This window comes from Thermomonospora umbrina, from assembly GCF_003386555.1.
Classification (GTDB): Bacteria; Actinomycetota; Actinomycetes; order Streptosporangiales; family Streptosporangiaceae; genus Thermomonospora; species Thermomonospora umbrina.
This window is the reverse complement of the sequence record NZ_QTTT01000001.1, coordinates 1,310,702-1,336,309: the sequence shown is the minus strand read 5'-3', so window position 1 is coordinate 1,336,309 and position 25,608 is coordinate 1,310,702. Positions and strand designations below refer to the sequence as shown.

The window sequence follows — 25,608 nt, the reverse complement described above, 5'->3', positions numbered from 1 at the left end:
ACGTTCCGGTCGGATGATCTACCGGGTTGTCAAGATCCACCTTTGGGACGGAAGGTAAACCTCCGGTCAAGGTGGACCCTAGGATGGCCCGTGGTGGTCGCTCTCGATGGAGGCAAGGCGTGAATCCGGTACAAATCGGGCAAGTGCGCAAGGGGCTTGAGGACCGCTTCACCGGCCTGATCGACATGTCGGATCAGAATGGGCAGCCCGAACAGCGGCATGACGCGTTCTTGAGCCGCGCTCTCGCCGCTCTCGCCGTGCAGATACAACGGCCCTGTGGCAACGCCGAGGCTGCCAGAGCCGTCTTCGATGGGAAGGATGACCACGGTCTCGATGCCGTGGCGGTCGAAATGCGCGGGGAGACGGGCCGGATCACCCTGGTCCAGGCCAAGTGGGGGGCCAAGAGCAAGCAGGCATCCTTTGGTGAGGGTGAGGTTCACCGGATGCTCAATGGGTTGGACATGATACTCGAACGCGAGTTCGATCGCTTCAACAGTCGCTTCCAGCGTCATGTGTCACTACTCGAACAGGTGTTGGACACCCCATCCCCGAAAATTACCCTGGTGCCGGCCCTGCTGCGAGCCGAACCATTGAACGCCGACGTGCGCACACTGCTCGAAGGTAAAATCAACACGCTCAACTATGCTGAGGAAATGGTCGATTACGAAGTCCTCGACCTTCGTGATTTCCGTAGAGAGATCCTTGGCGAGTCGGCCACCTCGAAGATCAAGCTGGTCGCGCGACTTGAGAACTACGGCCTCGAACCCGGACCTCCCAAGGCGGTCTTCGGCACGATGACGACCGAGGACGTCGCCCGATGGTTCTCCGACAACCGCCGCGGACTGTTCGCCAGGAACATCCGGGACTCGTTGGATCTGACCGATGTCAACATCAAGATCCGCAATACGCTGCTCGAGCAGCCGCAGAACTTCTGGTACTTCAGCAACGGCATCACCCTGCTCTGTGACACGATCAAGAGAACTGCGGGGCGGCCGGGCGGCGTGGGCGAGTTTCATCTCAGCGGCGCGAGTGTCGTCAATGGGGCACAGACCGTGAGCGCGATTCACCGCGCTTACGGCACGGATGCAGAGAAGACCGCTCAGGGACGGGTCCTGGTCCGCCTGATCTCCCTGGAGGACTGCCCACCCGACTTCGGCGATCAGGTCACGACGAGCACCAACACCCAGAACCCCATCGCGACTCGCGACTTCAAGTCGTTGGACGACGTGCAGACCACGCTCCGTGACGACTTCTCGTTCCGGCTCGGCCTAACCTATGTGATCCAGCGTGCCGGCGAGCGGGGTCCAGAGGGGGACAAAGGCTGCTCGATCACCGAGGCCGCCGTCGCCCTCGCCGCCACACATCCCAACGCGGAGCTCGCGGCCATCGCGAGGCGTGACCACTCGAACCTCTGGGAGGACAGGTACTACCGAGTTCTCTTCACGCCGCACATCGACGCCTACCATGTATGGCGGAAAGTGCAATTGCTGCGTGTAGTGAAGGCCCGCCTCAAAGAACTCGAAGAGGGCGGCCTGGCCAGGCGCGCCGCCGCGATGGCGGGCTATGGAGATCTCTTGATCACCCATGTGGTGTTCCAACGGCTGGACACGCGCTCCATCAGCGACCGCGAGACCGACTGGGACGCCCAACTCGCCCACGCCGTCGAGCTGACCGAGCCCGCCCTCCGCTGGGTGAAGAGCGGAATCGACGCGGAGTACGGGCCCAACAGCCAGGTTCTCGCCGCGATGCGCAACACCGAGCGCATCCGACGTGTCGCCGATCGTGTGGTCAGGGGGATGGCCGCCGGGGGCTCGGCACCCGCCCTGGATTTCTACCAACTGTCGGAGCGAAGCGGGCGGCAGGCCGACGCGGCGCGCACCCTGGTTCAGGCCGAGCGCATCGAGGACGGGACCGTTCTGGAGTTCCGTCCGGTCACCAGGCCGGAGCGGCGGGAGATGACCGACTGGCTGGATGCGGATCCCCGACGGCGGCAGGCCACGTGGCGGAACGTCGCGCGCAACCAATTGCGCTGGCATGCCGATGGAAAATCGTATTCGGCCAGCGGGCTCGTGCGTAAGATGCGCCGGGACGCCTCAGGGCAGGACCAGAACGTTCAGGGCACCTTGCATTGGCACGTCCCGGGCGAGGGATCGCTCGCCGATCTCGCCGCCAAGGTCCGGGCCGAAACAGGGCTGGACGTCGGTGACGAAGATGAATCCTGATCAGATCCCGAGCTTCAAGCCGATGTTCGCGACGGTGGCCTTTCCCATTTCGGGTACAAGTCGAAAGTACGCTCGGCCTTCATCCGGTGTGAATCGGCCGTGGAGGTCGAATACACGCATGATTCCGTCGAAGTCTTCGAACCTGCACAGTCGTTTACGGGTCTCCCCTTCGGGTGTCACCTTGGACCTCCAAGTCGGCGTTCTCGTTAGCTGAGGGTTCCAGTCCCCGATCGCATGATCGATCCTGCGGAGTTCATGAGCTGCCGAGACGACCCAGTCCTGACGCAGGTTGGCGAACTGCCGCTCGGTGCGAGGCAGGAATAGGAGTTTGGGGTAGAGGTCACCGCGCGCATCCCAGATCTGGGAGCCATGCTTGAGGTCCGGTATCCCGACCTGCTTGAGCCACTCCAGGTGGGAATCGACGTGAGCGAGCGTAGCGGCGTGTCGGACCTCGACGATGTCGTCGATGACGACCGGCTCGCCTTCCGGGTCTTCCGCCAGGCTGGTGCGTTCGGCCTGGATCCATGATGCGTCCCAAGCGGTGTCGACCAGCAGGCTCACCAGAACGCCATCCATTAGATGTGCGGCGCCCAAGCCCTCAGCGGGACGGCCGGCACATGAGTAGTCGACCCCTTCTCCCACGCCAGGCGGGAGCACCGAGCGGAACGGAGCCCGGCCCTGCATGCTGCGGATCCGACGCCACTCATCCACGTTGGCGAAACGCCATTCCTCGAGATAGTAGCCCGGTGCGAGTTCCAACTCCTTCAGATTCACCTTGGAGACAAGATAGGCATCCTTGCGTTGCGCGATGACCGTATTCAGGACGTCGACGAACCGCTTCATGGCCTCGTCCACATGATCCCTCGGCAGTGGGGCCGAGCATGAGAGTTCGTTGAAGAACAGCAGGACGGGCAAGAGATGCCTTTCGCTGCGGGGGGACGGCGGAAGGTTGTCAGTCGAGAAGCTGGTCTAGCGCGCGGTCCCACTCGTCGAAGAAGCCCGGCGGCCACTGGGACAGCATCCCTTCCGGGCCGATGGTCGGGCTGACGATGTCGATGACCCCGTCCGCGTTGCGCTGGAAGTAGTGCAGGCGTACGTCGTCGGCGGGCAATTGCCCCCGCTTCACCGTCAGGCGGACGCCGTTGAGGATGTGGTCGCTGTGCGTCTCGACGACGAGTTGCGCCCCGGCGGCGGCGGCAGCGCAGGTCAGCCGGGCCATCACGCTCTGACCCTGGGGGTGGATGTGAGCTTCCGGGTTCTCCAGCAGGATCATCGCGCCCGGCTTGGCCGTCAGGCAGGCGACGACCACCGGCAGGACGTATGTCAGTCCGAAGCCGACGTTGGTCGGCCGACGCGGGTTGGTCGTGAGCTGCCGTTCCCGGAACGCGAAGCTAAGCCGGACGAGGTCGGTCCGCTCGATCGCCGCCGCCGAAATCTTCACACCGGGGCAGATCTCGCCCATCCAAGCCTCCACCTGGTCGAGTAGCCGGGGAGAGGTGTCGGGGTGATGGAGGACCTTGGCCCGCACGGGCTCATCCTGATAATGCCGCAGGTAATCGATCGTGTACTCGCCACGGGTACCGAGGAACCCGCGCCTGACCGCCATCTCGTGCGACTGCGGAAAGGTGACCGCCGGGATGATGCGGTCGGCGCTCAGGTACTGGAAACCGGGATTGAACAGGGTGACGGCCGTTTCCCCAGCCATGGGCGAACGGCTGAAAGTCAGCGACAGCCGTTCGTCTTCAGGCTCGTAACGGGCACGCCACTCGAAGGTGGTCGCGGTGTCCGCCTCCAACGAGAAGCCGATCTCGGGTTCCCGACCCTCCTCGCGTACATAGTCCTCATGCAGGATGTCCTGACCCGTTCCCAACTCGACAAGCTCGCCGTTGAGCGGGAACCCGCCGACGCCGCGATGGATGGTGAGCGACCCTGCGGCGAATTGGGCTTGACGTAGGAGGGCGAGGGCTTGGAGCACCGTGCTCTTGCCGGACGAGTTCAGGCCGGACAGCAGCGTGTACGGAGCCAACGGGATCTCCGCCGAGGCGAAGGACTTGAAGTTGGTGATGGTGAGCTTGTCGATCATCTGGCCACCCCTCGAAAAAGCTCGTTCACCATGGCGAACCGTCGTCGGACCTTCTCCGCGTCACCCGTGCCGATGGATATGGACTGGAGGAAGCTATCGTTCTCCATCAAAGCCATGAACCGTGCCCGGACCATGTCTCTGCCTTCGCGCAACGCGGTGAGCTCCTCAGGGGTCAATTTCGCTAGATTCACCGAGACGGCCTCGAACAACGCCTTGTTGATGGGAAGTCGCCGTTCCTGCCCCGGGAATCGTTTGCGGAAAGCGTACTCCTCGAAGATGTAGTGTGCAGCCCACATCGCCCGATTGAAGTCATCGGTGAGCCGCTCGATCTCCTTGGGTGCGAGGGTGTTGATACGCTTCATCGCCTGGCGCAGGAAGAGGTCGAGGTCGCCACGCGGGTAGTTCGTCGGCTCGGTGAGGCGGAAGGCGAGGAAGCGCAGCACCATCTCCCGGTCCGCCATCCGCGCCTGTTTAACGCTACCCAGCGTTGCCTCAAGGAAGGGCGCGCTGTATGCGAGTTCTGCGAGCAACCCGCGTACCGGACCCGGGATCAACGCATGGCGGAGTTCTTGCGTGGTCAGGGGACGACCACCGGTATTGATGCGGGCGAAGATGTTGTACATCACTGGCTCGGGAGTCCCTGACCGGATGAGGTGGACGATCAGCTCGGTCTCGTCGATCCTGGTCTGGAGCCGACCCGGGAGTTCCGAATACGTGTTTCCTTCATAATTGTGGAGGTACTCCAACCCGTGGAGCCGCAACGGATGAACGCCGAACACCTCGGGGTCGACGAAGCGCGCGATCGTGCTGAGCCGTTGGATTCCATCGACGATCACCCAGCTGTCGTCGCCGCTCTCGGCCGCGTACAAGGTGGGCAGCGGGATCCTCAGCAGCAGGGACTCGATGAGCTTGCTTTGGTCCGTATCGTCCCAGACTCCCATGAAACGCTGGAAATCGGGTGCGAGATCGAGGACACCGCGTCGCAGTCGCGCCAGTAGCAGACCGACCGTCATACTTCGCGTCTGAACGTCGATCTCGGCCGGGTCGAACGGGTCCTGGATCCGGTGGATAGGTTCGACCTGCGGTTTCGCTTCGGCTTCGACACCGGTGCTCAGGCCCGTGTAGTCGTACTCGACCGGGACGTCGAACTGTTCCTGCCCGCTCACATCGATCGCGCCGATCCTTCCTGCGACGAAGTGTCCGCCGCGTCGGGCGGCGTGATCCAACAGTATCGAGCGTCCCTTGGCGAACCGTTGCTAAGCATGGCCGTGCTCCTGCTCGACTCTGCGTATGAGGTCTTCGGCGATGTCGTACAGGTCGATGACGGGGCGGCGGATGCGGGGGGCGTTCTGGCCTGGGGAGGAGATGTGGCCCGGCTCGACCCATACGGTGATGTCCTTGCCGGGGTGTATCGGGACGCTCACCAGCGCGATGTTCGTGCCGAGGTGGGGGACGACCCGTCGGATTCCGCGTTCGGCGAGGGTGGACGCCAGGTGGCGGGCGACGTGGGCGGGCTCCGCGGTCATCCGGGCGTCGGGCCAGGGACCGGGCAGGGGGAAGGCGGACCAGACCGCCTTTCCCGGGATGCCGCCGGTCCTCGATCGGGAACGTGTCGGGTGCGTGCCCCAGGAGGCGGCGAGCGCGCCGACGATTCCGAGGCCCCGGCCGTGCTCGTCGAGCGGATCGCGGGGAGCGGTGTCCGGCCACGAGGAGCGGCAGCCGTCGAACACCGACACCACCAGTTGCGGCGTCGGCGTGGCCCTGGCCCACACCCATAGTTCGGGTGGAACGGCCGGAGCCTGCGGGCCGGCGCGCAGTGCGTGCTTGAGCGCGTTGGTCGCCAGTTCGCTGGCGGTCACGATTACGTCACCGGCCATGCCCCGGTCCACGCCGAGCGCCGTCAAGGCGCCGCCGAGCAGTGAACGAGCGACCGCCGCGCAGTTCTCCTCAGCGGGGAGCCGCCACGCGCACATGCCGCCTCTCGCTATTTCGGCGACGTATTGACCATCGATTTGTCCGGGCTGCGCCATATTGGTCATTTGAGATCGTCCCTTGAGGGTAATAGCTCCCTTTCTTCGCATCACAGAGTGCACTTCTTGACCTAGCCTTGCACTGTTCCCAGGAACTCCTGGAACTTCGCGGGTGTCAGAGGAGGATCGATGAACATCAACGAGTCGCCGGACCCACGGTCTTCGATGGGGGCATGGATCGCCTACTCCCTGCGGTTCCACCGCATGGAGCGCGGCCTCACCGGAAGCGCCGTGGGCAAACTCCTCAACTGCGCACGCTCCTCGGTTTCCAGACTGGAGAACGACGAGGCCAGGTTGGAGGAGAGGCAAGCCGCCATCCTGGACGAGGCATGGCGGACCGGCGGCCTCTTCTCGATCATGCTCTGGTATGCCCGCCAGGGCCACGACCCGACGTGGTTCAAGGGCTTCCTCGAGTTCGAGGAGCGGGCGCTCATGATCCATAGCTACGATGGCCAACTCGTGCCAGCACTGTTCCAGACTCCCGAATACGCTCGGGCGCTCCTCGAATGTGGACGCAGCAACCTGGACGTCGAGGCAGGCGTTGCCAAGCGGCTGGCGCGTCAAAAGAGACTTGAGGGCAAGGACTCTCCCGAGCTCTGGGTCATGCTCTCTGAGAGCGTGCTAGACATACCGATCGGTGGACGAGAGGTGATGAGGGAACAGCTCGCCCATCTCATCGAGCTCTCGAAACGCCCCAATGTATTTCTGCGCGTCATCCCCAAGATCGCAGGTGCACACGAAGGACTGGACGGGCCGTTCAAGATCATCACTGTCAAGTCGGGTGAGGTCGGCTTCGTGGAGGCGCCGAACGGGGGGAGACTGGTCTTGGAGGCTGCTGAGGTCCGTGAGCTGAAGCTGAGGTTCGATCGCATCGGAGCAATCGCTCTACCCGTAGACTCCTCACGACGCCTGATCGAACAACAGATGGAGAACTTCGATGAATCCCCCCACCTGGCGTAAGAGCAGCCGATCGACCCAGGGAACCTCGAGTGAGTGCGTCGAGGTGGCTCCGCTCGCCCAAGGCATCGGCGTGCGTGACAGCAAGCACCCGAACGCAGGGCACCTGGCCGTCACGGCCGAGGAGTTCGCGGCCCTGGTCCAGCGGATCAAGGGCACCGTGTGACGGACGCCGCTTGGCGCAAGAGCAGCCGCTCCACAGAGGGGACCAGTGCTCAGTGCGTGGAGGTCGGCAGGCTCGCTGAAGTCATCGGCGTGCGGGACAGCAAGCGTCCCGAGGTTGGGCACTTCACGCTTCCTCGTGAGCGATTCGCTGGCTTCGTCCAGCGCATCAAGGACGACACTCTCGACCTGTAGCTCGTTCAAGAACGATCTTCGAAGCGGACCGGGTCACCCGAGTTGATGTCTGGCCGGCACGGCGTACCTCGCCGTGTCGGCCTTCTGCTCAACCCTGGTTCACGTCGCGGATGGCCTCCGAGAGCAGGGCTTGTGCCTTGTCCTCCAAAGCATCCGCCTCGTCCCGCCACCGATACGCCTGCCGTACGGTCTCGGCGATCCGATCTCGATCCGCTGGTGTGCACTCCGGGACGGGAAGTTCACGGAGAAGGGACGGGTGGTACTCCTGTTGCTTCCCCCCGACGCTCATCGAGCGCAGCAGGCGAAACGCTGCTTCGGATCTGAAGAAGGCGAATAGGTAGGCGCCTGGGAATTCCGGATCGCCGCTGACCATACGTACGAAGTCTTGGCTGTAGGCATGGGCGAGCCAATTTCTAGTGACGAAGACCGACCTGGAATATACTTCCGTGTCACCCAACGTTCCATGTGCAGCGATGAGTATCGTTTCATCCTTCTGCATCACGTCAGCGGGTGCTTGGCGGGGATTGATCCAGCGCCCTTCCGGTCGCATCCAGAATGCTTGACGCTGGCCGATGAGTCGAACGCCGTTGGCTGGCGATGCATCCACTCGCTTGAAGCGTGCACCGGTGCGCAGATAGCCATCTTGGCAGATATCCCCAAGTGATCGGTGGGGAGTAGACCGCAGAGTTTCAATAATGCGCTGAGCGCGAGGGCCAAAATTCAGCGATCGCAGAGTCTTCGGGGTGACACGTGATACAGAGAAGTCCGTATCTCGCGACAGGTCATGCCAGCGAAGGTCGCTGAGTTCCGGAAGGCCCGCACTCTCGAAGAAGTCTTGCGTTGCCTCGGTGATGCCGTTCTGAAACTGCACCCGGAGTGTCATCGCCTGTTGGAAGAGCGAGTCGATCTGCCGTTCGATCTCGTCATTGATCCGAGGTATGGGCAGGTCAGACAGGTGCGATGACTCGATGTGCTTGACGCTCGTGCCGTACACGGTGCCCTTGATCATCGTTACACCGAGCGCACTGGCCAGGAACGTGTAGAGATAGCCAGCCGGAATCTTGTCACGGTCGGGTACGACGCGCAACACGTGTTCGCTGCACGCAAGTCCCTCCATGTCGAGACGTGCGTAAGTGACCCGCCCCGCTGTCATCCCTGACCGGGTGACCAATGTCCAGCCGGCCTTGAGGGGAAGCCTGGCGTTCTCCTCATACGACTTCCTTGTGATCATCGCGAGAGAAGACAGGTCGGACTGGAAGATATCGGCGCTGGACAGGAATGTAACCCCGTGGTCTGGGTCAGTGGTCCAACTACGCGTGACCCGGCCAGGATGAAAAATCCGCTCCGTTACCTTCTCAAGAGCGTCCGTGTGCGGTAGCCGTTCCACAAGCTTGCGAGCCGCATAACTCTCTGAGACATAAGGCCCCGGGCTCAGGCGGAAGCCCTGGTCGGCGAGCCAGGAGTAGCGGACGGGATTGTCGGGCTCGGCGAGTTTCACGACTTCTCCGGGTACCAGGCTTGTAGATGATTGCACAGCAGGGTGAAGGCCGGATCCGTGCAGTGCTTCGGTGACATGTGCTCGGCTGCCCGGCCGAGATCAGAGTCGAAGACGCGGACCCCATGGCGTCGACGCAGATGGTCGAGCGCGGCCTTGGGATCGTCCGGCGCGGTCTCGTCCACCCCCCAGTGGCGGCTGAGGGTGAGGATCTTCCGGTGGTCCGCCGGGAGCGGCAGGACCTCGGCCGGGTCAGGAAGCCCGCGCCACACCCAGGCCTCGATGGACGGATCGACCACGATCACCGCGAACTCCTCCCACGACCCGGACAGCCGCCGGATGAGGTCGTCACTGATCGCCGCCGCACCCGGACTGCCCGGCCAGGCGGCGTTCAGCATCACCACGGCCCGTCGGTGCAGCCGCTCGAACGGACTCAGCAGCTCGCGGGCGGTGCCGTACACGCCGGGGTCCCCGTTCGCGGCGACGAACACGTCCTCACCGGGATCGAGGCCGAACGTTCCGCAGCCCACCCGGCCACCGGGACCGGCCGGGCCGCCGAGGAGGCCGCTGAGCATCCGTTCCATGCCGGTGGACGCCACCAGGAAGACGACGTCCCTCTTCGAGTCTCCGGTCATGACAGGACCCCCGCCGCGAACAACGTTCCGATGTCGATCGTGCCCTGCCAGTCGCGCAGCCGGGGATGTAGATGGCCCGGCACCACGTCGGCGCCGCCGTCGTCCCTCAGCCGCGCCGCCAGCACCTCGTCCAGCCGGGTGTGCGCCAGCACGATGGGGGAGTGGGTGGACACCCATACCTGTGCGCCGCTGATCGAGGCGAGCGACCGGGTCACCGTCTCGATGGCGCGCGGATGGACGCCGTTCTCGGGCTCCTCGGTCACGAGCAGGCTGGGCAGCGCCTTCTCGTCCAGGAACGGCAGCAATGTCAACGTCATCAGCCGCAGCGTGCCCTCCGACAAGCCGGACGAGGTGACCCGGTGGCCGCTGGTGTATTCGACGTCGAAGTAGGCGCGCTGTTCGCCCTCGCTCTCCACGACCTTGACGGTCGCGACCTGGGGGAGCGCCACGCGAAGATGTTCGACCCAGGCGGTGAACCGTTCCGGATCGTTCTCCTGGAGGGCCAGTGCCAGCCAGGGGATGTTACGTCCTGACGGTTCCAGCCGTTCGGGGTCGCCGGGTGGGGCGGGCCGGCGCAGCGCGTCCCAGTCCGGGGACAGGAAGACCACGCCTTCGCGCAGCAACTGGGCGAACCACACAGCGGCGGGGAACAGAGTGGGATCGGTCGGGATGTCGCTGAGCCCGAGCCGATCAGGCGTGAACTGGTAGGGCGGGATCTCGGTTTCCCGCGTCGTCGTCTCCGGGGTGAAGCGGGTGGGGCCGTTCCGCTCCCGTGAGATCACCAGTTGCCAGCCCGTGGACTCGAGGACCTCCGACACCGACCTCTTCTCCAGAGCGGCCTGAAAGAAGAAGCCGGGCTCGGGCCGGTCGCCGTTCTCGGTGAACAGGTACATGCTCTCGTCGGCGACCTGGAGCGTACGCCGGGTGACGTCCAGCCGGACCTCGTAGCGCAGGTGCGTGGGCACCGGCCTGCCGAGGCGGGCCATGCTCGTACTCGCCAGGATGTCGACATGATCGGCCGGTAGCCTCGCCTCGACGGCGAAGGAGATCGCGTCACCCTCCTGGCGGTGCAGCAACTCCAGCAGCGTTCCCGCGCGCGCCGACTTCCCACGGTCGAGCGCCTCCAGAAACGCGTGGGCCACCCGCCGCTGCCGCATCAGATCGCCGAGCAGGACCGGGATGTCCAGCAGGGTGGTCTTGCCCGCCCCGTTCGACCCGACGATCACGTGATGACGATCCAAATCGACGCTGAGCGCGGGGAAGCAGCGATACCCGTACGCCTCGATCCTGGTGATCACCGGTTGGGCCTCCGGGGCTCGCCCGGCTCCTCGTGCTGAAGCCGGAACCGCTTGTACGCCTCGGCGATCTCCGGCAGGTCGTTGTCGATGGCCTTGCGCTTGCGATGCAGGATCGTCACCTCGTCGCCGCCGTCGCGCCGGATCCGTTCCCTCTCCTCGATGACCTCCAGGACCACCTCCCCATCGGGCTGGCGCTTATAGACGGGGTTGCCGCGTCGGTCGATGCCGACCTTCTCGGCGACCGCCATGAACACCGGGTAGTCCGGCTGCCCACCGGCCATCGTCGCCTTGAGCTTCTCGTTCTCGGTCTTCTTCTTCAGGAACAGCAGGCTGGTGAGGATGTTGACACCCGCGTCGTAGATGAAGGTCTCCACCGGCAGCTCGACGCTGGCCAGCACCCAGCAGTGCTCGAGGATCCATTCGCGGATGCCCTCGTCGACCGGACCCGGGTTGGACAGGATGCCGTTGGGGAGGACGATACCGATCAGGCCACCCGGCCTCACCCAGTCCACCGCACGCTGGATGAACAGTTGCTCGGGCGGCACCGCCGATCGCGGCTCGCCCGGGTCGGTCTTGCCCGTCGCCTTGTTGCGGGTCCACGACCGGCCGACTCCGTCGCGGTACTGAGCCAGGACGTCCTTGTCCTCGATCTTGATATCCGTACCGAACGGCGGGTTGGTCATCAGGACGTCGACCGAGCCCAGCGGGATGCGCTCCTCGGCTGCGGCCACCCCGGAAAGGTGGCCTCGGGGGAACGCCAGGGAGTCCATGTTGTAGAGATTTCCCTCGCCCCCGGTCAGGGTCATGATGCTCATGCTGGTGGCGCGTACCAGGAACGGGTCGAAGTCGGCCCCGAACAGGTGCTCGTCGGCGAAGGTGCGCAGCCGCCCCTGATGGTCGATCAGCTGCTCTTCGGTGTCGGGCAGCCCGATGGTCTTCTCTTCGGCGCGCCACTTGTTGAGCAGATGGCGGAGGGTCTCGCGGAGGAAGCCTCCGGTGCCGCACGCCGGGTCGAAGACCGTCTCGTCCTCCTGCGGGTCGAGAATGGCCACCGTCAGCTCGACCGCGCCGATCGGGGTGAAGTACTGCCCTCGGTCGCCCCGCAGGTTGGAGCCCAGCAGCTCCTGATAGGCCATCCCCTTGACGTCGATGTCGGTGCCCATCAGGTCGTAGGGCGCCAGCTCACCGACGATGAACGCCAGCGCCCGGTCCGACAACGAGATCTCGTCGCGGGCGGTGAAGAGCGGATACTCCTTCTTGACGTCCGCGAACAGCGCCTCGATCCGCTTGCGGATGGCCTTGCGGCCCTCCTCGTTGAACGGCTCGGACGGCAGGGCGTAGAACTCGGGGGCCCGGCGCGCCTGCCTGCTGACCCGCTCGTCGTGCATCTTGGCGAACAGCAGGTAGAGGAACTGCCAGAACGCCGCGTCCTTGGGCATGCCCTCGTTGCCGTGGATGTAGTTGTGGCAGCGCTGGAAGGCCGTCTTGAGCATCGCGGCCTCGCCCCGGCGCAGCCGCGCGACGGAGACCACGGAGCCGCTCTGCACCGACTCGTCGGCGATGGGCCAGTCCGCGCGCTGCTCGAACCTGGCACCGAATCGGGTCGACTCTTTGTAGAGGAAGAAGAAGTCGACGCCGTTCGTCCACATGCCGTACTGGGCCTGGGGAGTCTTCTCGGTGCCAAGGAGCTCCTCCAGCTCCTCCAGATCCTCGCTCGCCTGGTTGAAGGTACGGATCTTGGTGACCTTGCGGCTCGCCTTGGGCTCCGGCTTGCAGATCACCACTCGGCGCAGGTTGGCCAGGTCGTGCGGGGCGCCATGGGTGAAAATCGCGATGTCGGCCTTCTTGGTCGCCTTGCGTCGGCCGACCGACGCCACCGGGATGGGGAAGTCACGCCTCATGTCGGCGACCGAGATCCCGTACTCGTGGAACAGGGCGCGTGCGACCCGTTGCCGGACGGGCTCGCTGCCCTTGTCCTTCACCCGCTCACCGGTGATGAAGTCGATGATCTCGTCGTCGGCGAGCGAGTCCGGAACGCCCTCCACGCTCTGGGTTGCCTCGCCGAGGTCGCCCATGTCCAAACCCATCTGCTCCATCCGCTACGACCTTGCCACTGTCACGTCCGGGTGCGGTACGCCGTGGGACACACCCCCGGACCGGCGCATCCCCCGTGGGATCCTAGGCCCCTACGGCCCCGAGCCGCCGATGAAGGTGTTGTAGAGCTCCGACGGGAGCCTCCCGATCGTGCCGTCCTTCATGGGCCTCTCGTGGAAGAGGAACGTCCAGCCCTTCCCGGGATCACGCTTGGTCTTGATCTCGGTGCTAAAGGCAGAGAGGACGAGGACTCCGATGGCCAGCGTCGCGAGAGGGGCACGCTGGATGCGGTCGTCGTCGGTGTCGATGGCGTGCCGAACTCATGCGGGTTCCGGCTCCGCGAGATGGCCCTGCGGGTGCAGCGACGAGCAGGGCGTCTGCTGCGCAAGAAGTGCCCGAGGCTGCGCAGGGGCGATGGCCGTTGGAGCGGCAACCACGGGACCTGGAACTATCAACTCGAGATGCCGCCGAACGCCGACGGCTTCCGCTGCGGCCCTTTGCGCCGTGCCGGGTTCACCACACGAGACGCCGCCGAAGCCGAGATGAACCAGGTCAAAGAACTCCTGACGATCGCGGGCGATGATCAGGAGACGGCGATCAGGATCGTCGACCTCATCACGGCCACCGTGCGGGAGACGAAGGCGCTGCCGGACGTCGGGACGGTGCGGCGCAAGGTTCGCACCTGGCACGACCTGTCCCGGTCGATCACCGTCGGCGAGTACCTGGAGCAGTGGCTCGCCGGCCGCAAGGCGCTCCGTGAGGCGACGCGTCGCAGCTACGCCGGGCACATCCGCCTGTACCTGATCCCCCACCTGGGAATGATCCGACTGGACAGGTTGCGGGTCCACGATGTGGATCGGATCTTTGATGCGATCGATGAACTCAACGACACCATCACCCAAGCCCGAGCCTCCAGCGGCCCGAAGCTCCGCGCCAAGGTCAAAGGCATGTGGCTGATCGGCCCGGCCGCCAAACAGCGGATCCGCGCCACACTGCGGTCGGCGCTGAACAAGGCGATCAAGGAACGGATCATCGAGGTCAACGTCGCGTCCCTGATCGAGCTCCCGTCCGGTAAGGCGCCCAAAGCGCTGGTGTGGACCGAGGAACGCATCACCCAGTGGCGTAGGGACCTGGTCGAGCACACCGCGAAGATGGACGCCCGCTGGCGGGTGCTGGCCCGCTTGGAGTCTGCGAAGGGGTACGGCGAGCGCATCAACCGTCTCGACGCCTACATCGGCGCTCCGCGTCCGTCGAAGGTGATGGTCTGGACTCCGGCCCTCACCAAACAATTCTTGGAACGCGCGCGGCGCCACCGGTTGTACGCGCAGTACCACCTGATCGCGTTCCGCGGTCTGCGGCGGGGCGAGTCGTGCGGGCTGCGGTGGGCCGACCTGGACCTGAAGAACGGGACGGCCGCGATTCGGTGGCAGATCACCCAGATCGGGAAGGAGATGTTCGAGGGCAAACCCAAATCCGACGCCGGTGAGGCCTCCATCAGTCTCGACACCGCCACCGTCAACGCCCTACGCGCCCACAAGGCGCGCCAGAACACCGAACGTCTCGCCGCCGGCGACACCTGGACCGACACCGGTTACGTCTTCACCACCGAGACCGGGGCGCCGGTCAGTCCGAACGACGTCACCGAGCAGTTCGAGCAACTGTCCATGGAGGCGGGACTGCCACCCATCCGTCTGCACGACCTGCGCCACGGAGCGGCGACGTTCCTGCTCGCCGCCGGCTACGACATGAAGGTCGTCCAGGAGACGCTGCGTCTGTCGTCGATCACGATCGCCGCCGACACCTACACGAGTCTGCTCCCGCAGTTGGCGCGGCAGTCGGCCGAGGACGCAGCCGGGATCATCCTCAACGCCGACAGCGGCACCACCGGGCCGGTGTGACCACGCTCACCTGATCAAGGTCATCGACCGGAACGGGCCGGTGCCGCAGCGACGCGGTGCCGGCCCGTCTCATGTCCGGGGCACGTGGCTCACGTGATGTCGGGCCGTCCGCACCCATGTCAGCCCCTACGGCACCGGACACGCCCCCCGTCACCGTTGCCGGGGCGTCGGGCCGTCCGTGGGGATCGTGGGGCCGTCCACGGGCAACGCCGCAACGGCCCCATCTGGGGGTGCGGCGGTGGCCGTTCCGGGGGCCGTTCGTGTCCGTGATCGTGACGCCGAGCGAACATGGAGCGAACACAGGAACGAACCAGGACGAAACCGGCACCGGACAAAACCGGCGCATCGTGTGGATCGATGCAGGTCAGGGGTGGCGCGCCCGGCAGGATTCGAACCTGCGACCGTCGGATTAGAAGTCCGATGCTCTATCCATCTGAGCTACGGGCGCTCGCACGCCTCGCCTGGCCGGGGTGTCGTCGGTGACTCGGCTGGGCGGGTTCCGGCTGAGGGCCGGGTGCCGCCCCACAGTGTAAGGGGATGCGGGGCCGGGGGCCATGGAGATATGGGGCGGTGGGGGGTCGGGCGGGGCCTATCTTTGTTCACCGTGGCTGTGGAGCGGGTGCGGAAGGTCGTCCTCACGGGTGGGGACGTCACGGAGGGTGTCGTTCGGTGGGGCGACACGGTGCGTCGGCCGTTGGGGGCGCACAGACCGGCGCTGCACAAGGTTGTCGGGGCATCTGGAGCCCAACCGGGACCGAGGGCTCGTCGGGGCGGGCGCGGATGCGGTTCTGTGCGGCGTACGGGCTGGATCGGAGGAACGGTGGCCGGCACCAAGGTCACGGTGGTCGAGCGGTCGTACGACGTGATGCGGGCACGTGTCGAGCATCGTGGGAGCGGCCGGGCGCGGGTGTGGCGTGAAGGCGTCGAGCTGCGTCGGGACGACTGGGACGCCCTGGACACCCGCCTTGCCTAGGGCCGGGCGGGCGGTGGGCCTGCTGATCGGGGTGGCTTTGGACGTGGTCGTCGGGGATCCGCGACGGGGGCATCCCGTGGCGGCGTTCGGGCGGATGGCGGCGGCGCTGGAGCGACGCGTTCACGCCGATGACAGAAGGCGCGGCGTCGTCTACGCCGGCGTCCTCGTGGCCGGGGTCGCGGTAAGCGGAGTGCTGCTCGAACGCCGTGCGAGGACCCTCCCCTACGGGGAGACGGCGGTGACCGCCGTGGCGACCTGGGCCGTCCTGGGGGGCACCTCGTTGGGGCGGGAGGGGCGCGTCATGGCCGGAGCACTTGAAGCGGGGGACGTGACGGCCGCGCGCAGGCGGCTGTCGCACCTGTGCGCGCGCGACCCCTCGGAGATGGGCCCCAAGGACTTGGCGCGGGCCACCGTCGAGTCCGTCGCGGAGAACACGTCCGACGCCGTCGTGGCCCCCCTGGTGTGGGGCGCGCTGCTGGGCGTCCCGGGGTTGCTGGCGTACCGGGCGGTCAACACGCTCGACGCCATGGTCGGCTACAGGAACGAGCGGTACGAGCGGTTCGGATGGGCGGCGGCGCGCTTGGACGATGTGGCCAACTGGGTGCCCGCCAGGCTGACCGGTCTGCTGACCGTGCTGTGCGCCCCGGTGGTGGGCGGCTCGATGAAGCGCTCGTACGCGATGATGCGGCGTGACGGCGGTGCGCATCCGAGCCCCAACGCGGGGCGTTGCGAGGCGGCGTTCGCGGGTGCGCTCGGGGTGCGGCTCGGGGGCGTCAACGTGTACGGGGGCAGGGTCGAACGGCGGCCGGAGCTCGGAGAGGGGCCTCCTCCGGACGTGCGCGACATCAGGAGCGCCGTGCGGCTGTCGGCGGCCGTGACGGCGGCGGCGGCCATCGTGTGCGCGGGAGTCCGCGGGGGCACCCGCGCGGGCATGGGAAGGAAGGCCCGATGAGCGGGGCTCTGCTGGTCGCCGGGACGACGTCGGACGCGGGCAAGAGCGTCCTCACGGCGGGGTTGTGCCGCTGGCTGGTGCGCCAGGGCGTGAAGGTGGCCCCGTTCAAGGCGCAGAACATGTCCCTGAACTCGATGGTCACCCTGGACGGCGCGGAGATCGGCCGGGCGCAGGTGATGCAGGCGCAGGCGGCGCGGATCGAGCCGACCGCCGACATGAACCCCATCCTGCTCAAGCCCGGCAGCGACCGGCGCAGCCAGGTGGTGGTGCTCGGCCGTCCGGTGGCCGACGTGGACGCGCTGGAGTACCGGGCGCACAAGGACCGGTTGCGCGAGGTGGCGTTGGCGAGCCTGGACCGGTTGCGCGCCGAGTACGACGTGGTGGTCTGCGAGGGCGCGGGCAGCCCGGCGGAGATCAACCTGCGGGCCGGGGACATCGCCAACATGGGCCTGGCCCGGGCCGCCGGGTTGCCGGTGCTGGTGGTGGGGGACATCGACCGGGGCGGGGTGTTCGCCGCCCTGTACGGGACGGTGGGGTTGCTGGAGCCCGCCGACCAGGCGCTGATCGCCGGGTTCGTGATCAACAAGTTCCGGGGCGCGGTCGAGCTGCTGGAGCCGGGCCTTCGGATGCTCCAGGGGCTGACCGGCCGTCCCACGCTCGGCGTGCTGCCGTGGCTCGACGGGCTCCAGTTGGACGTGGAGGACAGCCTCGGCCTGGACGTTCCCCTGCCGGGGATGCTCGACCCGCACGGCGCGGACACGCTGCGGGTGGCCGTCGTTCGGCTGCCGCGGATCTCCAACTTCACCGACATCGACGCGCTGACCTGCGAACCCGGTGTGTCCGTCCGGTACGTGACCACGCCGCGCGAGCTGGCGGACGCCGATCTGGTGGTGCTGCCGGGCTCGCGGGCCACGGTCTCCGACCTCGGCTGGCTGCGCGAACGGGGCCTGGCCGAACGGATCGTGAGGCGGGCCCGCGAGGGGCTCCCCGTGCTGGGGATCTGCGGGGGCTACCAGATGCTCGCCGAGGAGATCGTCGACGAGGTGGAGTCCGGCGTCGGTCGGGTCGAGGGCCTGGGGCTGTTGCCCGTACGGGTGGAGTTCGCGGCCGACAAGACCCTCCGGCGTCCGACCGGCTCCGCCTACGGCCACGACGTGCGCGCGTACGAGATCCACCACGGGGTCGCGACGGTGGGCGAGGGCGCGGAGCCGTTCCTCGACGGCTGCCGGTCGGGGGCGGTGTGGGGGACGACGTGGCACGGCGCGCTGGAGAACGACGGGTTCCGGCGCGCGTTCCTGCGGGAGGTCGCGGGGGCGGCCGGGCGCGACTTCGTTCCGGCTCCGGACGTGGAGTTCGGCGCGCTCCGGGAGGCCAGGCTGGACGCGCTCGGCGATCTGGTCGAACGGCACCTCGACACGGACGCGGTCCGGCGGCTGATCGAGGACGGGCCTCCGGCCGGTCTCCCGCTCGTCGCGCCCGGCGGCCCGGGGCCGTGAGGAGCGGGAGGCTCGTGATGCCGGGGAGCCCGGCGGGATGCCGGTAGGGTGATCCGTTTCAGGACGAGAGCAGCAGGAGGGTCGAGCATGAGGCAGTCCCGGCGCAGCGCCGTCGCCCAGCCGCGGGAAGGCGCGCTCGCCCTGGTCGTTCCGGTGATGCGGGCGCGGGTCCCGGTGGAGATGCAACTGGAGTTCCCGCTGCCGGAGGGCGAGGTGCCCGTCCTGGAGCCGTTCCTCGGCGACCTGCTGGTGGGCTACGCGATCGAGCGGGGGGCCGGCCGCGACGAGACGCCGGGCGAGGTCCGGGCGCTGGAGCACATCGCCGGGCGGCATTGCGCCGAGTGGAGCGTCGAGCCGCGCGACCTGCGGGAACGCGCGGTGACCAACCTCCGGGTGCGGCGTCCCGACCTGGCGTTCAACTGGTATCCGGACGTGCGGGCGGTCTCGGTGACCGCCGGCGGCGACCTGGAGGCGGGCCTCGTCCTCGACGACGGGTTCGTGGAGAAACTGGCCCAGGACGTCGAAGGCGACCTCGTGGTGGCGATCCCCGCGCGGGACCTCTTCGTGGCCACCGGCACCGGGCATCCCGACGGCGTCGACAGGCTCCGGTGGGTGGTCGACCAGATCTGGGCCGACGAACGGCATCCGTCCTCCGAGGGCGAGGCCGCCTCCGGCGCGCCGCCTCACGGGCTGGCCCCGCAGCGGCCGCATCTCCTGCTCACGCGCGACCTGCTGATCCGGCGCGGGACGGCCTGGGAGCTCGTCTAGGAGGCCCAGAGCGCCTTCTCCCGGATGACGGGGCGATTCGGACGATCATGCCCTGATCGGCTACTGTTCCTTGTTGCAAACGATGTGCAACTAGGAGTCTTATGCGGAAGCCGGTCGTTGTCCTCGGCGCCCTGACCGCCCTGACGTTGACCGCCGGAGCCGCCGGCTGCGGCGGCGGGGACGGTGGCGGCGCGAACCGGGACACGTTCACCTACGCCATCGGGGACGAGCCGGAGACGCTCAACCCCGCGCTCCAGGACGAGCACACCGACCCGGTCACCGAACTGGTGTTCCGTGGGCTCACCCGGCACGACGCCGCCAACAAGGCGGTGCCCGGGCTGGCCGCCTCCTGGCGGGTCTCGCGGGACGGCAGGGAGTACACCTTCACCCTTCGCAAGGGCCTGACCTGGCACGACGGCAGGCCGCTGACCTCCCGGGACGTGCGGTTCACCCTCGACGCGGTACGTCGCGCGGGGGCCGACGCGCCGCTGTCGCGCAACTTCCGGGCGGTCGAGACGGTGGAGGCCCCGGACGACACCACGGTGAGGGTCCGGTTGTCCCGGCCGTTCGCGCCGCTGCTGGACGCGCTGGCCGTGGGGGTGCTGCCCGAGCACGTGCTGCGCGGCAAGAAGATCACCGACGCGGACTTCGGGCGGCGGCCGGTCGGCGCGGGGCCGTTCCGGCTCGTCGCGTTCAAGCCGGGGCGCTACGCGGAGCTGGAGTCGTTCGGCGGCTACTACGAGGGCGCGCCGAAGCTGAAGAAGATCGTCATCAAGTACGTGCCGGACGACACCGCCCGGCTCGTGCAGTTGCGCAACGGCGAGGTGGACGCCGCGCACGTCCAGCCGCAGCAGGCCGCCAAGGTGCGCGGGGACGACGACCTGAGGCTGGAGGTCCACCCGACCGCCGACTATCGGGCGCTGATGCTCAACATGAAGCAGCCCGTCTTCGCCGACCGGAGGGTCCGACAGGCGCTCAACTACGCCGTCGACCGCGACGCGATCGTCAAGAGCGTGGTCCTCGGGTACGGCAGGCCCGCCACCGGCCCGCTGGACGAGAGCCCCTTCAAGATCGAGGCCCCGTTCAAGCTCGATCCCGCCAAGGTGAACGAGCTGATGCGGGCCGCCGGCTATACCCGGGACGGGAACGCTCCATGGTCCAAGGGCGGCACGCCGCTCACCTTCGAGCTGAGCACGTTCGCCGAGGACTCGTTGCGCGTCGCCATCCTCAACGTGGCCGCCACCCAGCTCAAGCAGCAGGGATTCAATGTGGTCCCCAAGCCGCAGCCCAAGGAGTGGGTCCGCTCCCATTGGGGCGACCTGCAGGCGTTCGTGGTCGGTTGGGGCACTCCGTACGATGCGGACTCCTCGGTCTTTGGTCCGTTCCACTCCTCCGAGGCCCTCGACAAAGGCGGCTCGAACTACGGCACGTACGCCAACGCCGACGTGGACCGGGCCCTCGAACGGGGCCGCGACACCATGGATCCGGCCGAGCGCAAGAGGGCCTATGCGGACTTCCAGAGGGCGTTGATCGAGGACCCGCCGTTCGTGTGGATCACCTACCTGCAGACCCTCAACGCCGTCCCGGCCGATCTCACCGGTCCGCGGCGGCGCACGCTCGGGCACCACGGCTACGGCTTCTTCTGGAACGCCGAGAAGTGGGCCCGGTCGTCCTGAAGGGTTTCCTGATCCGACGGGCGGCGACGGCCTTCGCGGTCGTCGTCGCCCTGTCGGCGTTGTGCTTCGCGCTGCTGGACGTGGCTCCCGGAAGCCCCGCCGCCCAGATCCTGGAGGCCCGCAACGGGGGCCGTCCGCCCGCGCCCGCCGCCGTCGCGGCGTTGGAACGGCGGATGGGCGTCGACGACCCGTTGCCGGTCCGGTACGCGCGGTGGCTGGGCGACGCGGTCACCGGCGACCTGGGCGTCTCGTACGGCAGCGGACGTCCGGTGCGCGACGTCCTCGCCGAGACCGTGCCGTGGACGGTGCTGCTGACGGTCGCCGCCACGGTGCTGAGCATGGCCGGGGCCGTGGCGGTCGGGCTGGCGGCGGCCCTCACCCGGCGGGTCCGGCTGCGCCGGGGTGTGGAGGCGGCGGTGTTCGTGCTGGGAGGGATGCCGGGCTTCGTGACGTCGCTGCTCTTGCTGTACGTCTTCGCGGCCTGGCTGCGGGTGCTGCCGTCCGGGGGCGTGGGCGGCCCGGGGGAGCCCTTCGACGTGTCGTACCTCGTGCTGCCGGCCCTGGCGCTGGCGTTCGGTCACCACTTCGGCACCTACGTCCGGCTGGTGGAGACCGGGGTGGGGCGGCTGCGCGACGCCCCGCACGTGGACAACGCGCGGGTGCGGGGCCTGCCCCGCCGCACGGTGACCGCCCGCCACCTGCTGCGCCCCGGCATGGTGCCGTTCACCGCCCGGCTCGGCGTCGGCGTCGGCGGACTGATCTCCGGCGCCTACGCGACCGAGGTCATCTTCTCCTGGCCCGGCGTGGGCCGCGAGGCCATCCTCGCCGCCCGGGGCCACGACTACGCCCTCCTCACCGCGATCGTCCTGGTCACCGGCCTGATCGTGGTCGCGGCGAACCTCGTCGGCGACCTCGCCGTGGCCTGGCTCGACCCTCGCGTCCGGCTGTCGGGGGGCGTGGATGGCCGGTGAGGTGGTGAGGCGGCCCGGATTCCTCGCGGTGGCGGTGCGGGTGCGCAGGCCCGGGGTGTGGGCGGCGGGGCTGGTGCTGGTGGCGCTCGCGGTGCTGGCCGTGGCGGCGCCCTGGCTGAGCCCGTACGACCCCACGGCGACCGACACCGCGTCGACGTCGTTGCCGCCCGGGTCGCCGGGGCATCCGCTGGGCACCGACACGGTGGGGCGTGACCTGCTGTCCCGGATGCTCCATGGAGCGCGGACGTCGCTGCTGGTGGGGCTGGCCGCGGCGGCGATCACGGTGGTGGCGGGGACGTTGCTGGGCGCCCTGGCCGCCGCCGGGCCCCGATGGCTGGACGAGCTGGTGGCGCGGACGGCCGACGTGCTGCTGTCGCTGCCGATGCTCGTGGTGGTGCTGGCGCTGGCCGCGGTGATCGGGCCGTCGCCCGGCACGGTGATCCTGGCGGTGGCGGCGACGAGCTGGATGCCGGTGGCGCTGGTCGCCCGGGCCGAGCTGCACAGTCAGCGCGAACGGCTCTACGTGCGCGCCGCGTACGCGTTGGGGCTGTCGCGCGGACAGGTGCTCTGGAGGCATCTGCTGCCGGGGGCGTTCCCGCCGATCGCGTCCATCGCGGCGTTCGAGGTGGGGCACGCGATCCTCACCGAGTCGACGCTGAGCTTCCTCGGCGTCGGCGTCCCGCCGAACCGGCCGAGCTGGGGCAACCTCCTCACCGAGGCGCAGTCGCACCTGCTGACCGGCGAGTGGTACACGGTCGCGTTCCCGGCCGCCGCCGTCGTCGTCACCATCATGGCGGTCAACGTGCTCGCCACCGCCGCGGCCCGGGGCGACGGGAGGGCCTGGTGAGCGTCCTCACGCTGCGGGACCTGACCGTCGACGTCCCCGGACGCCGGGTCGTGGACGGGCTGTCGCTGGAGGTCGGCGCGGGCCGGGTGGTGGCCCTGGTGGGGCCCAGCGGCGGCGGCAAGAGCCTGACCGCGCGCTCGATCGTCCGCCTGCACGGGGACGGGGTGCGGACCGGCGGGCGGGTGCTGCTCGACGGTACCGACGTCCTGGCGCTCGGCCCCCGGGAGCTGCGCGCCGTGCGCGGCCGCCGGATCGGTTACGCCTTCCAGGACGCGGCGGGCAGCCTCAACCCCACGGTCACCGTCGGCCGGCACCTCGCCGAGACCGTCCGCGCCCATGCCGCCGGAGACCCCGAACGCCTCGGGGCGGAGGCGCTGCGCCGCTGCGGACTCGACCCAGGGACGCTGTGGTCGGCGTACCCGTTCGAGCTGTCGGGCGGGCAGGTGCAGCGCGCCGCCCTCGCGCTGGCCACCGTCCTGGAGCCGGAGCTGCTGATCGCCGACGAGGTCACCACCGCCCTCGACCCCGTCACCCAGGCGGCCGTGCTCGACGCCGTCCGCGCCCAGGCCGTGAACGAGGGCCGCGCGGTGCTGCTCATCACCCATGACCTGGCGGTCGCCGGGCGATGGGCGGACGAGATCGCCGTCCTGTCCGAGGGCCGCCTGGTCGAGCACGGGCCCGCCGCCGAGGTCCTCCAAGCCCCGGAGGCGGCGTTCACCCGCGCCCTGGTGTCGGCCTCCGGGACGCGACGGGAGCCCCCGGCGGCGGCCCCGCCCGGGGACCCGTTCCGGGCGGTGCGGCGGGCGCGGCGGGTCCTGCGGGGCCGGGCCCGTACCACCGTCGCGCTGGACGGTGTCGACCTCGACGTGGGAACGGGCGAGTCGGTGGCCGTCGTGGGCCGCAGCGGATCGGGGAAGTCGACGCTGGTCGGGCTGCTGGCGGCGCTGGACCGGCCGGACGAGGGCGCCGTCCTGGCGGCCGACCGCGACGTATGGCGCCTGGACGGCCGGTCGCGGCGGGCGCTGCGACGCGAGACCGGGCTGGTGTTCCAGGACGCGGCGGCCTCGTTCGATCCCCGCTACACGGTCGAACGGGTCGTCGCCGAGGCGCTCCCCAAGGGCGACGACCGGCGGCGCGTGGCGGAGCTGCTCGAACGCGTCGGGCTCGACCCCGCGATGGCCGCCCGGCGCCCCGCCACCCTTTCCGGCGGGGAACGGCAGCGCGTCGCCCTGGCCCGGGCCCTGGCCGCGCGGCCCCGGCTCCTGCTCGCGGACGAGCCGACCACGGGCCTGGACGTGCTCGCCCAGGAACGCGTCCTGACCCTCCTCGACGACCTGCGCCGCGAGGAGCGCCTCGCGGTCGTGTTCGTCACCCACGACCTGCGCGTCGCCCGCCGCGTCGCGGACCGGATCGTCGTCCTGGCCGACGGTCGGATCGTCGAGGACCTGCCCGCCGCCGCCCTGGACACGGCCGCCCACCCCGAGACCCGGGCGCTGCTGACCGCCTCCGATCCGGCGGCGACGTTCCCGACGTTCCGCTCATAACGGAATCGGCTCGAGCATCGTCCGCGCTCGTCGAGACTGGCCGGGCGAGGAGCGACGCCGCCGGGAGGGGACTTGGGCGAGCACACGGCCTTTTGGATCGACCACGACTACGACCGGGAACGCGCCGGCGAGGGTGTCAGCCGCTACACCGACCACGTCCGCCGGAACCTGGCCGACTTCGCCGAGAGCTGGGGGGACATCGCCCCGGTGACCTTCGCCTGCGCGGCCTGGCGGCTGGCCACCGACCCGTCCCTGACCCCCGGTTACGTGCGGTGGCACCGCCGGGTCTGGCACGCCACCTGCACCCGCAACACCTGGGACGGCAGCCTGACCGCGCACGTGATGCTGGCCTCGCCGCCTCCCGCCGCGCTGACCACGTCCCGCGAGTGGTGGCGCGACCGGGGCTGGCGCGGATGGCCCCGGTCCGTCGGCCAGTTCCTCGAACCCTCGGCCGAGGACCTCAGCAAGAGCCCCCACCTGCGCACCATGCTCCTCGTGGACACCCCCGTCCCCCTCGACCACCTCCCGGCCGCCCCCGAGGGCCCCGACGCCGACGTCGAGGAGACCGCCCGGCACGCCGTCGCCGTCATGGTCAAGGAACTGAACGACCTGGTGAACCCCATCCTCCGCCGCCTGGAGTGACCCGCACGGCCGCGACCAATCCACCGCGCCTGGCAGGGAGGCGAACCTGCGACCGTCGGATTAGAAGTCCGATGCTCCATTCGGCTGAGCCGCACACGCTCGCACGCCTCGCCTGACCCCTCGAAGGTCACCGGCCCTCACCCGGCCACGGCCGTCAGGGGGTTGTGGCCTTGAGGCAGAGGAGGGTTTCGCCCCCGGTGATGACGGTGGTCGTCAGGCCGTTGCGGGTGAGGGCCGGGAGGAGCTTGGTCGTCAGCTCGGTGGCCTTGGTCGCCGACGGGGGCTCGTAGAAGAGGTGGAGGGCGCCGTCGGGGGTGAGGAGGTCTTTCAGGGTGTTCAGCTCGGGGTCGGGGGCGCGGACCCAGAAGTGGTTGACGTTGACGGCGAAGATCTTGTCGAAGCGGCGGCCGGGCAGGTCGAGTGACTCCAGGGAGGCCCGGTGGAGTTCGGCGCGGCCGGTGGCGAGGTGGGCGGCGTTGCGCCGGCGGGCGGCCTCGAGGGCGGTCGCCGAGCGGTCGACGGCCGTGATGCGGCCCTCGGAGAGCAGGGGGCAGATGAGGGCGACGGCGACGCCGCGGCCGCAGCCGATCTCCAGCAGGCGGTCCTCCGGGCGGACCGCCAGGGTGTCGACGGCCCAGCGCAGGCGTTCGGGGACCTTCACGGCGGTCAC

At 68.5% G+C, this 25,608-nt stretch carries 23 protein-coding genes and 2 tRNA genes; 14 read left to right on the top strand and 11 right to left on the bottom strand.

Going from position 1 to position 25,608, the window contains the following annotated elements:
- Nucleotides 1-119: 119 nt before the first annotated feature.
- A complete protein-coding gene (locus DFJ69_RS05770; RefSeq protein WP_211328523.1) occupies nt 120-2,222 on the top strand; it encodes an AIPR family protein in 2,103 nt (700 codons plus the stop codon).
- On the opposite strand, the gene DFJ69_RS05765 is transcribed toward DFJ69_RS05770, so the two are convergent.
- The 4 genes from DFJ69_RS05765 to DFJ69_RS05750 all read right to left on the bottom strand — a co-directional run bounded on the left by DFJ69_RS05765 (nt 2,223) and on the right by DFJ69_RS05750 (nt 6,182).
- Nucleotides 2,223-3,077 (bottom strand): hypothetical protein, encoded by an 855-nt coding sequence (locus DFJ69_RS05765; RefSeq protein ID WP_116021512.1) that lies wholly within the window; start codon nt 3,075-3,077, stop codon nt 2,223-2,225.
- A gap of 97 nt (nt 3,078-3,174) precedes the next feature.
- Complete coding sequence (locus DFJ69_RS05760) at nt 3,175-4,305, bottom strand: AAA family ATPase (RefSeq protein ID WP_116021511.1); 1,131 nt, start codon at nt 4,303-4,305, stop codon at nt 3,175-3,177.
- Nucleotides 4,302-5,531, bottom strand: coding sequence for a DUF262 domain-containing protein (locus tag DFJ69_RS05755; protein WP_211328522.1), 1,230 nt, complete (start codon nt 5,529-5,531; stop codon nt 4,302-4,304). The genes DFJ69_RS05760 and DFJ69_RS05755 overlap by 4 nt, the downstream gene beginning before the upstream one ends.
- 30 nt (nt 5,532-5,561) lie before the next feature.
- Nucleotides 5,562-6,182: an ATP-binding protein gene (locus tag DFJ69_RS05750; RefSeq protein ID WP_147312213.1), complete on the bottom strand. Its 621-nt coding sequence runs from the start codon at nt 6,180-6,182 to the stop codon at nt 5,562-5,564.
- A 282-nt stretch (nt 6,183-6,464) separates the two neighbouring features.
- Between DFJ69_RS05750 and DFJ69_RS05745 the strand changes: the two genes are divergently transcribed.
- From DFJ69_RS05745 to DFJ69_RS05735, 3 genes are read left to right on the top strand one after another with little or no spacing between them, the layout of a single operon-like run.
- A complete protein-coding gene (locus DFJ69_RS05745; protein ID WP_147312212.1) occupies nt 6,465-7,295 on the top strand; it encodes a helix-turn-helix domain-containing protein in 831 nt (276 codons plus the stop codon).
- Nucleotides 7,273-7,458 (top strand): DUF397 domain-containing protein, encoded by a 186-nt coding sequence (locus DFJ69_RS05740; protein ID WP_116021508.1) that lies wholly within the window; start codon nt 7,273-7,275, stop codon nt 7,456-7,458. The genes DFJ69_RS05745 and DFJ69_RS05740 overlap by 23 nt, the downstream gene beginning before the upstream one ends.
- On the top strand, nt 7,455-7,649 hold the full coding sequence (locus tag DFJ69_RS05735) for a DUF397 domain-containing protein (protein WP_116021507.1): 195 nt from the start codon (nt 7,455-7,457) through the stop codon (nt 7,647-7,649). Before DFJ69_RS05740 ends, DFJ69_RS05735 begins: the two co-directional genes overlap by 4 nt.
- A gap of 88 nt (nt 7,650-7,737) precedes the next feature.
- Here DFJ69_RS05735 and mads5 read toward each other — a convergent pair whose 3' ends face one another.
- Genes mads5 through mads2 form a run of 4 tightly spaced genes read right to left on the bottom strand, consistent with a single transcriptional unit; the run spans nt 7,738 to nt 13,173 of the window.
- The gene (gene mads5, locus DFJ69_RS05730; RefSeq protein WP_116021506.1) at nt 7,738-9,147 is read right to left on the bottom strand and encodes a methylation-associated defense system restriction endonuclease subunit S MAD5; all 1,410 of its coding nucleotides are present in this window, start codon (nt 9,145-9,147) and stop codon (nt 7,738-7,740) included.
- Nucleotides 9,144-9,779 carry a methylation-associated defense system protein MAD4 gene (mads4, locus tag DFJ69_RS05725; RefSeq protein WP_116021505.1) on the bottom strand — a complete coding sequence of 212 codons (636 nt, stop codon included), beginning with the start codon at nt 9,777-9,779 and terminating at the stop codon, nt 9,144-9,146. The genes mads5 and mads4 overlap by 4 nt, the downstream gene beginning before the upstream one ends.
- On the bottom strand, nt 9,776-11,077 hold the full coding sequence (gene mads3 / locus DFJ69_RS05720; protein ID WP_116021504.1) for a methylation-associated defense system AAA family ATPase MAD3: 1,302 nt from the start codon (nt 11,075-11,077) through the stop codon (nt 9,776-9,778). Before mads3 ends, mads4 begins: the two co-directional genes overlap by 4 nt.
- The gene (gene mads2, locus DFJ69_RS05715; RefSeq protein WP_116021503.1) at nt 11,074-13,173 is read right to left on the bottom strand and encodes a methylation-associated defense system DNA methyltransferase MAD2; all 2,100 of its coding nucleotides are present in this window, start codon (nt 13,171-13,173) and stop codon (nt 11,074-11,076) included. The genes mads3 and mads2 overlap by 4 nt, the downstream gene beginning before the upstream one ends.
- Nucleotides 13,174-13,344: 171 nt before the next feature.
- Here mads2 and DFJ69_RS05710 point away from each other — a divergent pair, with 171 nt between their 5' ends.
- The gene (locus DFJ69_RS05710; RefSeq protein ID WP_211328521.1) at nt 13,345-15,069 is read left to right on the top strand and encodes a tyrosine-type recombinase/integrase; all 1,725 of its coding nucleotides are present in this window, start codon (nt 13,345-13,347) and stop codon (nt 15,067-15,069) included.
- 371 nt (nt 15,070-15,440) lie between these two features.
- Here DFJ69_RS05710 and DFJ69_RS05705 read toward each other — a convergent pair.
- Nucleotides 15,441-15,517: transfer RNA gene (locus DFJ69_RS05705), tRNA-Arg, on the bottom strand.
- Nucleotides 15,518-15,889: 372 nt separating this feature from the next.
- Here DFJ69_RS05705 and DFJ69_RS34120 point away from each other — a divergent pair.
- The 9 genes from DFJ69_RS34120 to DFJ69_RS05665 all read left to right on the top strand — a co-directional run bounded on the left by DFJ69_RS34120 (nt 15,890) and on the right by DFJ69_RS05665 (nt 24,938).
- Nucleotides 15,890-16,042, top strand: coding sequence for a hypothetical protein (locus tag DFJ69_RS34120; protein ID WP_170177545.1), 153 nt, complete (start codon nt 15,890-15,892; stop codon nt 16,040-16,042).
- Nucleotides 16,035-16,994 (top strand): cobalamin biosynthesis protein, encoded by a 960-nt coding sequence (locus tag DFJ69_RS05700; protein ID WP_245974060.1) that lies wholly within the window; start codon nt 16,035-16,037, stop codon nt 16,992-16,994. The genes DFJ69_RS34120 and DFJ69_RS05700 overlap by 8 nt, the downstream gene beginning before the upstream one ends.
- Nucleotides 16,991-18,490: a cobyric acid synthase gene (locus tag DFJ69_RS05695; RefSeq protein ID WP_116021500.1), complete on the top strand. Its 1,500-nt coding sequence runs from the start codon at nt 16,991-16,993 to the stop codon at nt 18,488-18,490. The genes DFJ69_RS05700 and DFJ69_RS05695 overlap by 4 nt, the downstream gene beginning before the upstream one ends.
- An 87-nt stretch (nt 18,491-18,577) precedes the next feature.
- Nucleotides 18,578-19,258, top strand: coding sequence for a DUF1444 domain-containing protein (locus DFJ69_RS05690; protein ID WP_116021499.1), 681 nt, complete (start codon nt 18,578-18,580; stop codon nt 19,256-19,258).
- 101 nt (nt 19,259-19,359) lie between these two features.
- Nucleotides 19,360-20,934, top strand: coding sequence for an ABC transporter substrate-binding protein (locus tag DFJ69_RS05685; RefSeq protein ID WP_116021498.1), 1,575 nt, complete (start codon nt 19,360-19,362; stop codon nt 20,932-20,934).
- A complete protein-coding gene (locus DFJ69_RS05680) occupies nt 20,916-21,905 on the top strand; it encodes an ABC transporter permease (RefSeq protein ID WP_245974058.1) in 990 nt (329 codons plus the stop codon). Before DFJ69_RS05685 ends, DFJ69_RS05680 begins: the two co-directional genes overlap by 19 nt.
- Complete coding sequence (locus DFJ69_RS05675; protein ID WP_116021497.1) at nt 21,895-22,752, top strand: ABC transporter permease; 858 nt, start codon at nt 21,895-21,897, stop codon at nt 22,750-22,752. Before DFJ69_RS05680 ends, DFJ69_RS05675 begins: the two co-directional genes overlap by 11 nt.
- The gene (locus DFJ69_RS05670; protein WP_170177544.1) at nt 22,749-24,296 is read left to right on the top strand and encodes an ABC transporter ATP-binding protein; all 1,548 of its coding nucleotides are present in this window, start codon (nt 22,749-22,751) and stop codon (nt 24,294-24,296) included. Before DFJ69_RS05675 ends, DFJ69_RS05670 begins: the two co-directional genes overlap by 4 nt.
- A gap of 72 nt (nt 24,297-24,368) precedes the next feature.
- A complete protein-coding gene (locus tag DFJ69_RS05665) occupies nt 24,369-24,938 on the top strand; it encodes a hypothetical protein (protein WP_116021495.1) in 570 nt (189 codons plus the stop codon).
- Nucleotides 24,939-24,962: 24 nt separating this feature from the next.
- Here the strand turns inward: DFJ69_RS05665 and DFJ69_RS05660 are convergent.
- Together DFJ69_RS05660 and DFJ69_RS05655 are read right to left on the bottom strand one after the other, a co-directional pair.
- Nucleotides 24,963-25,037 (bottom strand) — tRNA-Arg (locus DFJ69_RS05660).
- Between the two features lie 55 nt (nt 25,038-25,092).
- A complete protein-coding gene (locus tag DFJ69_RS05655) occupies nt 25,093-25,608 on the bottom strand; it encodes an SAM-dependent methyltransferase (RefSeq protein ID WP_116021494.1) in 516 nt (171 codons plus the stop codon).